Genomic DNA, 12,705 nt, shown 5'->3' with positions numbered 1-12,705 from the left:
GCGAGTATCCCCCCGATTCGCCCCGCCCTGAGGTAGCTTCTACTCCGCGCGCGACACCCTTCTTGGACGACGCATCCCGATCGTCCACATTCACTTTCACTCGTGAAGGGCCCGACGGCGGACATGGGCGAACCCCTCGAACCTTACGTACCCGACCCCACGCTCAGGGCGGCGCTGGAGGACTTCGGGCAGCAGTGCGACCGGGAGATCAGCGTCCCGCCGCAGACCCGCCTGGACCGGGGCTACGGCGGCGGCACACTCTTCGTCGCGCGGCTCACCGAGCCGGCGCCGCCGGGCCGGGAGCCCAGCCGGAAGGTCTTCGTCAAGGTCCTGCCGGCCCGCTCGCGGCACCGGGAGGTGCGCGGCCCGCAGTGGTCACGGGCCACCGCGCGCGCCACCGTCAACGACTTCGCCCGGCAGCACCTGGCCGAGCAGATCTTCCCGCCGATCGACCTGCGCGACGGCCGCCGGCTGATGTTCCAGGAGCCGACCAGCGACTTCCAGGAGCCGACCGACGACGACGCCCGGGTGCGGGGCCTGGACGAGCTGGACGGCGACGACCTGCTCGCCGCCTTCCGGGCCGTGCTGGAGGCGGTGCTGCACGAGTGGAACAAGGTCGCACCGACCGCCGGCCCGCCGACGCGCCAGACGACGCTCGGCCCGTACCTCGAACGGGAACTGCGGGCGGCCGGCGCATGGGAGAAGATCCATCACGCATTGAGCATCTTCGGGTTCCACAGCGGCGCCGAGTCGCTGCTCATCGACTCGCGGCCCCTGCCGAACCCGCTGCGGCCCGTCGACCCCGCGTCGCCGCACCACCGCCAGCCGGTCGACTTCCATGCCGGCTTCGCCCACGGCGACCTGCACGGCGGCAACGTGCTCGTGCCCTGCGGGGCAGACGGCCGGTCGCACCCCGAACGGTTCTCGCTGGTCGGGGTGAGCGCCGTCGACGCGGACGCCCCGCTGACCCGCGACGTCGCCGCCCTGCTGCTGGCCACCGTGCTCCGGTACGTCCCTGAACTCACCCGCGACGAGTCCGAGGCGCTGATCGACTACCTCGTCCACCCGCAGCGGGGGCGACCGGGCGCGCTGCCCGGACCCGTCGCGGAACTCGTCCGGATCGCCGACGAGGTGGGGACCGCCTACGCGGGGCCCGGTGGCACGGCCACGTGGCGCAGGCAGGCCCGGGTCTCCCTGATCGCCCAGGCCCTGACCTGCACCACCTTCGAGGACCTGCGGCCCGACCGGGGCCTGTGGTGTCTGCGGCTCGCGGCGCGGGCCATGCAGGCCCACCTCGACGAGAACCCCATCGGGTGCGCGGCCTCGGCCGCTCCGGTCACCGCCGTGGGCAGGTGGCCGGTGAGCCCGCCGAACGCCGGTGCTCCCGCCGTCCCGGCGGCCCGGACGAGGTCACCGGGAGCGTCACCGCGCCAGGTGCTCCTCTGGTGCCTGCTCGCGGCAGCGCTGCTCGCCCTGGCCGGCATGGCGCTGTGGGCAACCGCGGCCCTCGGTGTGCCCTGACCCCGCCCAGATGCAAGGAAGGGCACCTTGTTAACGCATTCGGTAGAGGAAGGGCCCCTTCTTAACTGCCCGGGTGGCGGTGGGGATGGCGCGCTCTCTGCGCGTCTGCGTGTGGCGCTCCGCAGGCCCTGATGGGTGGCGGCACGCCGTTCTTCACGGCCCTGGACAACTGGGTGAACCTGACCGTGATGGAGACCCGGACGTTCCCCGACGGCGTGCTCCTGGCCAGGTAAGAGACAAGGCGCTGAGCACCCCGTACCTCGGATCGTCCCATTGAAGCCCGCCGGGTCGGGCTAGGCAGGGCCGTGCAGATGGTCGAGGATCGCCTGGTTGGCCTGCCAGCCGTCGGGGAACTTCACCGGCACGTCGAGGTGCACCGGCTCGGTCGACGGGTGCGCGTCCAGCAGCTCCGCGATGCCCGCCCGCGCCACCACTACACACGCGTGCCGGTGCCGGGACGCCAGCACGCACAGCCGCCCCGACTCCAGGTGGAAGGCGGTCGCGTCCCGCCGGCCCGACAACGGGTGCAGCACAATCGTCACGTCGTACTCGCGGCCCTGGAGCCGGTTGGCGGTGTCCACGGTGATGCCCGCCCCGGCCGCGCCCAGGTGTGCGCGGATGGCGGCGACCTGGTCGCGGTGCGCGGCCCCCACGGCGATCCGGTCGGCGGTGACCGGCGCGCCGGCCGGCGCGTGCTCGGAGACGGCGACCGCGCCGCGCGCCAGCACCCGCAGCGCCAGCGCGGCGCACGCGGCGGCGGCCTCGGAGTCGGTACGCGGGGTGTGCCGCTCCGGCAGCTCGTACAGCGCCCAGCCCGTCGACGCCGCCAGCTCCACCGCCGCGTCGACGGCGTCCCCCGGCCCGGCGTCGGTGAACGCGAGCACCCGGTCGTCGCTGCCAGTGCCCGCCCGGAACCCGGTGAACGGGTAGAACGCCGCAGCGACCACCGGCGCCGCCGACGCAGGCAGCCGCCACGACACCGGCAGCCGGTGCACCGGCAACTGCGGGTTGTGCCGCAGCAGCACCGCCACCGCGGACTGCATCGGGTCCCAGGTCAGGCCCGTCCAGCGCATGGTCTCGACCGTGGAGAACGGGTCGAGCTGCCCGGGATCCCCCACGAACAGGGCCCGCTCGAACCTGCCGGCCACGCGCAACAACGCGTCAGACCGCATCTGGTACGCCTCGTCCACGATCGCCCACGGCCAGCAGCCCTCGGTGACCATGGCCCACTTGGCGGCCGTACCGATGACGACGGCCGGCTCGCCGAGGTCGGCGACCTTCGCCGCCACCTTGACCGTCGGGTGGCCCTTCACCCGGTCGGTCGGCTTGTATTCCGTGGCGGAGAGCCGGCCGATGCGCAGCCCGGGGGCCTTGCGGGCGAGCCGGTCGATGAGGTCGTCGACCTGCTCGTTGGTCTGCGCGACGATGATCAGCGGCTCCCCGGCGGCGGCCAGCTCGACGGCGGCGCGGACGACGAGGGTCGACTTGCCGGCACCGGGCGGCGAGTCGACGACGACGCCCCGGTGGTCACCGGTGCGCAGGTCGGCCAGCACCGCGTTGACGACCCGCTCCGCCTCGACGGACGGCGGCACCTCCAGCCTGAGCATCGACTCTCCCCCCGTGGTTACCGGAGATTACGCCCGGTCAGGCCACGCAGGAACGCCAGCCCCTCGACGGCGAGCGCGTCGGGGCCGGCGGCGAGGGGCCGCCACACGGACATCGGCACGGCCAGGGCCTCGGCGGTGAACGACTCGATGTTCACCTGGCCGGAGTAGCCGATGCCGGTCAGGGCGTCGAACATCCCCGGCCAGTCGAGGTGGTCGCCGCCGGGCGCTCCCCGGTCGTTGCCGCACACCTGGACGTGCGCGAGGTGGCCGCCCGCCAGCCGGATCGCGGCCGGCAGGTCGCGTTCCTCGATGTTCAGGTGGAAGGTGTCCAGCGCGAGGCCCAGCCCGGGGACGCCGTCCACCACCTCCAGCGCCTGCTCGACGGTGTTGAGCAGGCTCGTCTCGAACCGGTTGAGCGGTTCGAGGGCGATCGTCACGCCCTGCCCGGCGGCCTCGTCGGCGAGCGGCCGCAGCCGCGCCACGAGGCGGGCGGTGGCGGCCCGCCGGGCGTCCGCGTCGAGCAGCCACCGCCGGCCGGCCGGGGCGTAGAGCGGGCCCGCCACCACGGCGGCGCCCACCCGCCCCGCGACCCGCACGCAGTGCCGGACGAATCCTTCCGTACGCCGCACGACCTCCTCGTCGTCGGCGAGCAGGTCGTGCTCGGGCAGCAGGCCCGCGCAGACGGCGGGGGTCAGCTCCAAACCGGCGAGCAGGTCGGCCGCTGACGCGGGATCCCAGTCGCCGGGCGCCTGGACGGTCAGCTCGATGGCGTCGAAGCCCCACGCCCTGATCCGGGGGGCAAGCCGGGCGAGCGCCCCGTCGGTCAGCGGGGCCGCCCACGCCCACGTGTTGATGCCGATCCGCATCCGCACCCTCTCGCCGCAAGATCAACAGACCCCGTCGACTGTAGAGGGCCGCCGGTCAGGCGGCGACGCCACGCCGCCCCTGGGCCGCGTCACCCGGAATCGGCAGCTCCTCCACGTGCTGCCACTCCAGGTCGCCGTTCCCCCGCAACGCCGCCTCACCCCAGCACACGCGGAGCAGGCCGGCCTCCGAGTTGCAGGCGTACCCGATCAGCAGCACCTTCGGCTCGACAGGGAGCCGCTCGACGGCCTCCCGCAGCTCCGACCGAGCATCGGCCTCCTGATCGGTGAGCGGCATGAGCGGCAGGGTGTCCTGCTGGTAGCGCGGCTCCGGGCCGCACAGGGCGAGCAGGGCGCGGGCGAAGCTGCTGAGGGTGCGCTCCGGCCGGGTCCGCGCGATATCGGCGTCGCTCCTGGTGGAGTAGTGCCAGGGCAGCAGCAGGTGCCCTGCGCAGACCGTGATCCTGAACTGGGCACCCGGCGGCCGCAGGTCCGTCACGTCGGGCAACTCCCGGAGGTGCTGGTGCAGTTCCTCGTACTGCACGAGCCAGCGCACGGAACCGAAGGCGTGGTCGCTGGTCATCTCGGACGCCTCCCGGGCATCCATGGCGCGCTCCACCGCCCGCTTGAGGGCCGCCGGGACGCGCTTGCGCAGCGCCACCGCCTGAGCGAACCCAAACTTCTCGATCGACCATCGCGACGGCCCGTCGGCAACACCCACACCGATCACCCCTCGTGTCCTGTCGCACACGTTCCGACATAGACGGTCTCACGAAGGTCGATGCCGGGCCAGGGTCTCACCGCATCCCGGCCACCTCCTGACGGTGGGCCCGCAGCGCGGCGGCATCCGGGTGGTCCGCCGCGCGGGCCGGTGGGCGCAGCTTCTCGCCGCGCCAGCTCGCGTAGTGTCCCGCCTCCGCCTTGACCCGGACACGGAACTGCTCGTCGACCCAGATCAGGCCCCGGTCGAAGAGGTTGTGCACGTCGGCCCGGAGCAGCAGACCGTTGGTCACCCGGTTCGTGGTCGGCCCGTCGTAGGGCGAGATGTGGGCGGCCTGGAGAGCAGCCTCGGTGTCGCAGCCGGTGATCGCGCAGCGCCCCCCGTACGCCTCGATGAGCCTGCGTCGAAAGTCGGCCTGCCCCTGGCGGGCGGTGACCTCCGAGTGGAGTCCGGCATGCCGGGAAACTATCGGCGGCCTCCCCCGTCACTGCCGCAAACCTAGTGCAAGCTAGGCCGAATGGATTGGCCGCCTGTCTACACGAACCCGGCACGTCGATGAGCAGACTGGCAACCGTGTGGGCCCACCCGCACCATGCTGTGGCGGGCGCCTAACAGATCACGTGGCGAGCCGGCCGCCCCTGCAGGATCCAAAGGAAACTTCTGGGTTCCAGCCCAGCCGGTGGACCAGCCAAGGCAGAGGTTGCGGCTGGAAGTAGGAGTCCAAAGAGCCATCACAGTCCACCTGGATGACTCAATCCACCCAAAAATTGAATCTCAGACAATTCGTGCAAGACACCTAAACGCTTACGGCTGTCCAAGATCCGACAAACCCAAGTGCGACCTAATTGCTAGGCTCGTCGGCCTAATTGCACGACGCAGTCAGCCACGCCCCAGTCGACAGAGAGTTGGAGTATGCCAATCAAATCCAGCATTCTAGAGACGTTTATTGGCGGGAATCGAGTCAAGAAGGATATTGCTGCCGCACTAGCGGCCGGTGGACTTTCCATTGAATACGTGCATACCACCAACAACCCGAAGGTGTGGGGCTATTTCACGAAGCTTTCCGATCAACTACAAGCCACTCTCGGTGAAACCAGAGAAGTCCTTGTACTCGTGGCAGAGTACGACCTCTTGCACGCAAGTGAAATCGATAATGCTACCAGAATCATCCAAGCCAAGGGAGCGCGGCTAAGTCGATCAGTGAGCATTATCATCACAGACGATCGCCGCACTGGCGACAAAGTCCGCGAAATTAGTGATGAAAGCGGGACGCTCTTCGTTGGATTCAGTCTGGATCGAATCCGGAAATGCAAGCCTCATGGCGATCAGGATTTTCGCGCCCTCTTGCAAGCCCAATCATATGCTAGAGACTTGTATGACCTGCCGGGCGCGGTAACAAAAACTCAGGATTTCTTCGGTAGGCGGCGGCTACTTGAAAGGCTACGCCAAGAGATTACTTCGGGTACCGGCCATCAAGGAATCTTTGGCCTTCGAAAGATCGGCAAGACTTCCCTCGTAAACCGCCTAGCACAGCTAGTACGGGAAGACGGAAGATGCTTCGTCGCTCAAATCGACCTGCAACGAGCCGCCGCAATCAGGCCAGACTCCAATTACATCTTATGGTCAATCGGCCAGGCCATCTACGACTCGCATCGACACGTACGTGACGTTAGAGGCTATCGCCTCTTTGGCCAATACGGGCTGTTCTCAGACATCTCTCACACCGATACCGTGTGCGAACTATTCGACCACGACCTAAACCTCCTAATTAGCCAGCGCCGACGCAAGGTTGCAGTCTTCCTCGACGAAATTGAACGCATCCTTCCACCAGGCGCAACAAGCGCAGTTCAGAAATCATTTGTAAAGGTTTGGCGCATACTTCGCGGATTAGATCAACAATTCCCAGGGAGGTTGTCTTTCATTATATCTGGAACAAATCCGAAATGCGTAGAGGATTCCAAAGTTGGCGAGGACGACAACCCAGTTTACAATTATTTCACTCGGGAGTATCTGAAGCCCCTGAGAAGGGAGGAAGCCTACGACCTATTAACCACTATCGGCGGGAGGATTGGACTCCAATGGGACACCCCGTCACTCGCCGCTAGTTATGCCCAAACCGGCGGTCATCCAGCCCTGCTGCGAGCACTAGGATCCGCAGCCCATAACAAGAACATGAATCGACACCAAGCAACGAGGGTGCTTGAGCAGGATGTTCGGCTGCTCGCACAGGATCTACTAATCGAACGGTCCTCCCTTCTCGCTCAACTCGTCTCAACACTTAAAGATGAATACCGAGACGAATATTACCTACTCACTCTCCTGGCAGAGGGTAAAGTTCACGAGTTCGCAGAGTGGGCAAGGATCGTGCCTGGCGATGTAGCCCATCTAGTGGGCTATGGAATATGTCGAGATCCCCACACTACACCTAGCCTTTGCATCGATCTATTGCAGACCTACCTTCAGAGACAGCTCGGCAGCGCGAACCGACCCGCAAGACCATCACAATATAGTAATCGCCTAGACCCAGGCGACAAAGTCGGAGACTACACCGTACTACACTCCGTCGGATCTCCAGGAGGGTTCGCTACCGTATACAAGGCACAGGAAGAAGGTACCGAAAAATTCGTTGCGCTCAAGGTCGTGCGCAATGGAAAACTTAGCACGGTGCAGCGAGAGCTGGACATTCTACAAACACTCAATCATCCGAACATTGTTCGGATAATCGACGCCGGAAGCGTTCAGACAGGAGACCCATACATTGCAATGGAGTACATTGAGGGCCCGACACTTCGCAACTTCTGCGAAGCATCCACACGCCCCTCTGAGCACATGCTACTTAAGTGGTCAGTGGCATTACTCGAAGCACTGGAACGAATGCACCCGCGGCCGGCGGCCGTTGATGATCTGCGGAAGCGCCATGATGAACTTGACGGTGATGTCGCCCAAGCAATCTTCGAAGCACAACACGGAGTTGTGCACCGAGACATCAAACCAGCTAATATAATCTTGAGCACGAACCGTGGGCCCATCCTGATAGATTTTAATCTATCAGTGCGAGCTGGCGCCCCCGTCGAAACGGTTTCAGCCACCCCACACTATTTGCCGCCCGGCTTCATCATAGGCAACTGGACTCACGAGGTCGATCTCTACCAGCTCGGAGTCACACTTTTGCAACTCGCTGCAGGAGCAGAGATTGGCAAGGCAACCATTGCAGATCTAAAGCTGACCGCCGCACAGCTTCTGAGCGGACGGACGTTTGGGCTAGTAGATCGGCTGCTTGCGTTTCAAAAGCCCAACGGGTATCGACTTACGGGTGATGCGCTCCGGGATGCGAGAACAGCCTTGAACCTAGTATCTCGAAATAGCTAGCCCGATGAGAAGCTACCATTTATTCACAATCGAGAGCTCGCGTCAATCAATTCGTTTCGATACACTATAGTCGCACGGTGGCGGATCTCAGATTTGGCATCTATGAACACTTACTTACTCACAAAATCGCTAATCAGCTCCATCAGCTCGACCCGGCCCACGTCCAGCACCACCCCCTGGACCCCGCCGACTCCCACCACCCCCTGACCCGGCACCTCGCCGCCCTCATCAGCCGCGCGCTCCAGGCCGTCCCCAACGGCGACGACAAGCTGCGCCGCCAGGTCGACCTGACCAACCGGATCGCCGAGGCCATCGCCACCCTCAGCCCCACCGCCACCGACCATCACGACCTGGTCGCCGATGCCCGCAACCTGCTGCACGCCATCGCCGCCCCGCCCACCCCACCCGCGCAGCCGACCTTCCCGGCCCGGCCGACCACCCCACTCTCCACCGGCGCGCTGCTGGTCAAGGGCCGCCACCAGCCGCGCATCGGCCACGAGGTCACCCACGAGATGGCCTCGGCCGAGCGGGTCGACCTGCTGTGCGCGTTCATCAAGTGGCACGGGCTGCGCATCGTCGAGCCGGCCATCCGCGAGCTGATCGGCCGGGGCGGGACGCTGCGCGTCATCACCACCACGTATCTCGGCGCGACCGACCAGCGGGCGCTGGACCGGCTCGCGGAGCTGGGCGCCGAGGTCAAGGTCTCCTACGAGACCAGGACGACCCGGCTGCACGCCAAGGCGTGGCTGTTCCGCCGCGACAACGGCCTGACCACCGCGTACGTCGGGTCGAGCAACCTGTCGAAGGCGGCGCTGGTCGACGGGGTGGAGTGGAACGTCCGCATCTCCGACGTGGAGCAGCCGCACGTCATCGACACGTTCACCGCCACGTTCGAGGACTACTGGAACGATCCGGCGTTCGAGGCGTACGACGCCGGGCGGGACGGCGAGCGGCTGCGGCAGGCGCTCAGCGGGGAGCGGCGCGAGGAGTCGCCGACGCAGATCGCGAACCTGGACGTGCGGCCGTACCCGTACCAGGCGGAGATCCTGGCCGAGTTGGACGCCGAGCGGCAGGTGCACGGCCGGCACCGCAACCTGGTGGTGATGGCGACCGGGACCGGCAAGACGGTGGTGGCGGCGCTGGACTACCGGCGGCTAAACAGGAACAAGACCGTCGGCTCGCTGCTGTTCGTCGCCCACCAGGAGCAGATCCTGCGGCAGAGCCTGTCGACGTTCCGGCAGGTGGTGGGCGACGGCAGCTTCGGCGAGCTGCTGGTCGGCGGGAGCGAGCCGAGGAACTGGACGCACGTCTTCGCCTCGATCCAGTCGCTGCACCGCCGGGAGATCGACCCTGGGGCGTACGACATGGTGATCGTCGACGAGTTCCACCACGCGGAGGCGCCGACGTACGCGCGGCTGCTGGAGCGGCTGCGTCCGCGCGTACTGCTGGGGCTGACGGCGACCCCCGACCGGGCCGACGGCGGCGACGTGCGGCGGTGGTTCGACGGCCGCGCCGCCGTGGAGCTGCACCTGTGGGAGGCCCTGGAGCGGCAGTTGCTGGCCCCGTTCCAGTATTTCGGGGTGCACGACGAGGTGGACCTGTCGCACCTGCGGTGGCGGCGCGGCCAGGGGTACGACCCGGGCGAGCTGGGCGCGATCTACACCGGCGACGACGCGCGGGCGCGGCTGATCCTGCGGGCCGTGCGGGACACCGTGGACGTCGGGCGGATGCGGGCGCTCGGCTTCTGCGTGAGCATCGGGCACGCCGAGTTCATGGCGGACTGGTTCACTCGGCACGGCGTGCCGTCGGCGGCGGTGACGTCCCGGACGGACCGGGCGGCGCAGCACGGCCTGCTGCGCGACTTCCGGGCCGGGAAGCTGCGGGTGCTGTTCACCGTCGACCTGTTCAACGAGGGCGTCGACCTGCCGATGGTCGACACGATCCTGATGCTGCGGCCCACCGAGAGCGCGACGGTCTTCCTCCAGCAGCTCGGCCGGGGCCTGCGCCTGGACGACGACAAGCCCTGCCTCACGGTGCTGGACTTCATCGGCGGGCAGCACGCCAACTTCCGGTTCGACCTGCGCTGGCGGGCCCTGACCGGGGTCAGCCGGCGGGCGGTCAGGGACGCGGTCGAGCAGGACTTCCCCATGCTGCCCAGCGGCTGCCACGTCGAGCTGGACCGGGTGGCGAAGGAGGTGGTGCTGGCCAACCTCAAGAGCGCCCTGCCCACGTCGAGGAAAGGCCTGGTGGCCGAGCTGCGGCAGCTCGGGGACGTCGACCTCGCCGGGTTCCTGCGGGAGACCGGCCTCGATGTCGAGGACGTCTACCGGTCGGCCTCGGTCGGCGGGTGGACCGGGCTGCGGCGGCTCGCCGGGCTGGACACCCCGGCCCCCGGCCCGGACGACCGCGAGTTGGGGCGGGCCATCGGGCGGATGCTGCACCTGGACGACGCCGACCGGCTGGACCTGCTGGCCCGGGTCGCCGCCGGTGAGCGGCCGGAGCCGGGACGGCTGTGGGACATGCTGCACTTCGACCTGTGGGGTCCGCAGGCACCGTTGAGCGACCGGGACGCACGGCTCGCGCGGCTGTGGGCGGAGCCGGCGCGCTGCGCCGAGCTGCGGCAGCTCGCCGGGGTGCTGCGGGACCGCATCCACCGGGTCACCGTGCCCGTCGGCGCGCTGCGGGTGCACGCCCGCTACAGCCGCAACGAGGCGTGTGCCGCGTTCGGGATGCCGAACCCGGGGTCGCTGCGGGAGGGGGTGAAGTGGCTGGAGTCCGAGCGGGCGGACCTGTTCTTCGTCACCCTGGTCAAGTCGGAGCGGCACTACTCCCCCACCACCATGTACGCGGACCGGGCCGTCACCGACCGGCTGTTCCAGTGGGAGTCGCAGAGCACCACGTCGGCGGCGTCGGCGACCGGGCAGCGCTACGTCCACCACGCCTCGCGTGGCTCGACGGTGCACCTGTTCGTGCGGGAGACGCGGGTGCCGGACCGGGACCTGGGCGCGCCGGCCTACCTGTACGCCGGGCCGATGGCGTACCGGCGGCACACCGGGGACCGGCCGATGCGCATCGTCTGGGAGTTGGCGCATCCGTTGCCGGCCGACCTGTACGCGGCAGCCCGCGCCATCGCCGCATGAACGTCAGCTGTGCTGTGCCCGGTGGAAGACCGGTTGGGTGATCGCCCTGGTGAACTGCGGGCCCACCAGGTAGCGCTTCCCGGGGAGCCAGCCGTGGGAGTTGTCGCCGACCACGACGCCGAGCCCGGTGCGCGGGTCGAAGTCCGCGAACCGCGGGCCGCCGCTGGAGCCGCCGCCCATCACGCACTCGGTGCCCCACTGGCCGGGCGGCTCCGGCCACTCCTCGGTGGACTGCTGCTCCACCGCCGGGCCCGTGCAGTAGGCGAGGCGTTCACCCGTGTATTCGGGCAGGCCCTCGCGGGCCTTGTCCGAGCTGGCCCGTGGGTAGCCGAACTGGTGCACCACCCGCGCGCCGGGCACGTCGTAGCCGATCCGCTGGGCCGCGCCGACGGCGTCCTGCACCCGGCGTCCGTCGCTGTTCGGGTGGAGCACCACGAACGCCTGGTCGTACGAGTCGTAGAGGCTGTCGATCTGGTCGTTGCGCAGCCACGTCGAGGGGGCCACCGACAGACGGCCGACGAACGTGCCGTACGGCGCGCCGCCGTCCCGGTAGCCGGGGACGAACAGCACGTTGCTCGACCACTGGTTGTCCTCACCGATCAGGTCGGTGTTGTTCATGCAGTGGGCGGCGGTCACCACGGTGCTGCGGTTGGCGCTGTCGAGCACGGTCGCCGTGCAGCTGCTGTCCTCGCCGTGGTCGGTGAAGAAGAGCCGCCCGACGGTACGCGGGACGGCGTTCGCCCGCGTCCACGGTGCGCCGTCCGGCCTGGCGACGGCCGGCACCTCCGCCGACGGGGTCCTGAGCGCCGCGATCCGCTGCGGAGTCCAGTACGCCAGCACGGCCTGCTGCTCCGCCGCGGTGAAGGCCACGGCGTGGGTGGCGACGGGACCGGGCTTGGCGGCCACGGGCTGTGGGGCGGTCCCGGCCAGGGTGGCCGTCACGAGCACGGTGACCGCGCCCGCGACGCCGATGCGGCTGCGCCAGCCGAAAACTGGCTTCGATGTCATAGCGGGAGCGTAGAAACGGAATGTCAGGAACTGGTTCGAGCTGGTGGAACCGGCCCCATCACCCGCGAGGAGATCCTTCCATGCTCGACCACCTGGGCATCCAGGTCCGCGACGTCCCGGCCAGCGCCGCCTTCTACGACGCCGTCCTCGCGACGCTGGGCGCGCGCCGGCTGATGGAGTTCGGCGACGTGCTCGGCTACGGCGGCGACAAGCCCGACTTCTGGCTGAGCCCCACGACCGCCACGGGCGCCACGGGCGCGGCGCACGAGGCGCACATCGCGTTCACCGCCCCTGACCGGGCGGCCGTGCGGGCGTTCCACGAGGCGGCGGTCGCCGTCGGGGCGGAGGTGCTGCACGCGCCCCGGGTGTGGCCGGAATACCACCCGACCTACTTCGGCGCGTTCGTCCGCGACCCGGACGGCAACAACGTCGAGGCCGTCTGCCACGCCCCGGAGTGACGACGAGACCTTGGACAG

9 protein-coding genes are annotated in these 12,705 nt (G+C 68.3%); 4 read left to right on the top strand and 5 right to left on the bottom strand.

Annotated features, from left to right (window positions below; translation table 11 throughout):
• Positions 1-102 precede the first annotated feature (102 nt).
• Positions 103-1,521, top strand: coding sequence for a hypothetical protein (locus tag GA0070558_RS00320; RefSeq protein WP_091274215.1), 1,419 nt, complete (start codon positions 103-105; stop codon positions 1,519-1,521).
• Between the two features lie 293 nt (positions 1,522-1,814).
• Here GA0070558_RS00320 and GA0070558_RS00310 read toward each other — a convergent pair whose 3' ends face one another.
• From GA0070558_RS00310 to GA0070558_RS00295, 4 genes are all read right to left on the bottom strand, one after another.
• The gene (locus GA0070558_RS00310; RefSeq protein ID WP_091274212.1) at positions 1,815-3,128 is read right to left on the bottom strand and encodes an AAA domain-containing protein; all 1,314 of its coding nucleotides are present in this window, start codon (positions 3,126-3,128) and stop codon (positions 1,815-1,817) included.
• Between the two features lie 17 nt (positions 3,129-3,145).
• Positions 3,146-3,994, bottom strand: a complete 849-nt coding sequence (locus tag GA0070558_RS00305; RefSeq protein WP_091274209.1) for a sugar phosphate isomerase/epimerase family protein — start codon at positions 3,992-3,994, stop codon at positions 3,146-3,148.
• 55 nt (positions 3,995-4,049) lie between these two features.
• Positions 4,050-4,652 (bottom strand): hypothetical protein, encoded by a 603-nt coding sequence (locus tag GA0070558_RS00300; protein ID WP_141722146.1) that lies wholly within the window; start codon positions 4,650-4,652, stop codon positions 4,050-4,052.
• Positions 4,653-4,788: 136 nt separating this feature from the next.
• Entirely contained in the window at positions 4,789-5,079 is a 291-nt protein-coding gene (locus tag GA0070558_RS00295) for an HNH endonuclease (RefSeq protein ID WP_256091693.1), read from the bottom strand.
• 545 nt (positions 5,080-5,624) lie between these two features.
• Here GA0070558_RS00295 and GA0070558_RS00290 point away from each other — a divergent pair.
• On the top strand, positions 5,625-8,081 hold the full coding sequence (locus GA0070558_RS00290; protein WP_091274728.1) for a serine/threonine-protein kinase: 2,457 nt from the start codon (positions 5,625-5,627) through the stop codon (positions 8,079-8,081).
• A 77-nt stretch (positions 8,082-8,158) separates the two neighbouring features.
• Complete coding sequence (locus GA0070558_RS00285) at positions 8,159-11,221, top strand: DEAD/DEAH box helicase (RefSeq protein ID WP_091274200.1); 3,063 nt, start codon at positions 8,159-8,161, stop codon at positions 11,219-11,221.
• 3 nt (positions 11,222-11,224) lie between these two features.
• Here GA0070558_RS00285 and GA0070558_RS00280 read toward each other — a convergent pair whose 3' ends face one another.
• On the bottom strand, positions 11,225-12,229 hold the full coding sequence (locus GA0070558_RS00280; RefSeq protein WP_091274196.1) for a trypsin-like serine peptidase: 1,005 nt from the start codon (positions 12,227-12,229) through the stop codon (positions 11,225-11,227).
• Positions 12,230-12,309: 80 nt separating this feature from the next.
• Between GA0070558_RS00280 and GA0070558_RS00275 the strand changes: the two genes are divergently transcribed.
• Complete coding sequence (locus tag GA0070558_RS00275; protein ID WP_091274193.1) at positions 12,310-12,687, top strand: VOC family protein; 378 nt, start codon at positions 12,310-12,312, stop codon at positions 12,685-12,687.
• Positions 12,688-12,705: the final 18 nt, after the last annotated feature.

The organism is Micromonospora haikouensis (genome assembly GCF_900091595.1).
Lineage (GTDB): Bacteria > Actinomycetota > Actinomycetes > Mycobacteriales > Micromonosporaceae > Micromonospora > Micromonospora haikouensis.
The sequence above is the reverse complement of the archived record's forward strand: the minus strand, read 5'-3'. Positions and strand labels throughout refer to the sequence as shown.

What these genes read in the sequence shown, in the direction of transcription:
- GA0070558_RS00305 (WP_091274209.1), bottom strand. Translation starts at nt 3,994, where the DNA reads ATGCGGATCGGCATCAACACGTGGGCGTGGGCGGCCCCGCTGACCGAC.
- GA0070558_RS00275 (WP_091274193.1), top strand. Translation starts at nt 12,310, where the DNA reads ATGCTCGACCACCTGGGCATCCAGGTCCGCGACGTCCCGGCCAGCGCC.
- GA0070558_RS00310 (WP_091274212.1), bottom strand. Translation starts at nt 3,128, where the DNA reads ATGCTCAGGCTGGAGGTGCCGCCGTCCGTCGAGGCGGAGCGGGTCGTC.
- GA0070558_RS00290 (WP_091274728.1), top strand. Translation starts at nt 5,625, where the DNA reads ATGCCAATCAAATCCAGCATTCTAGAGACGTTTATTGGCGGGAATCGA.
- GA0070558_RS00280 (WP_091274196.1), bottom strand. Translation starts at nt 12,229, where the DNA reads ATGACATCGAAGCCAGTTTTCGGCTGGCGCAGCCGCATCGGCGTCGCG.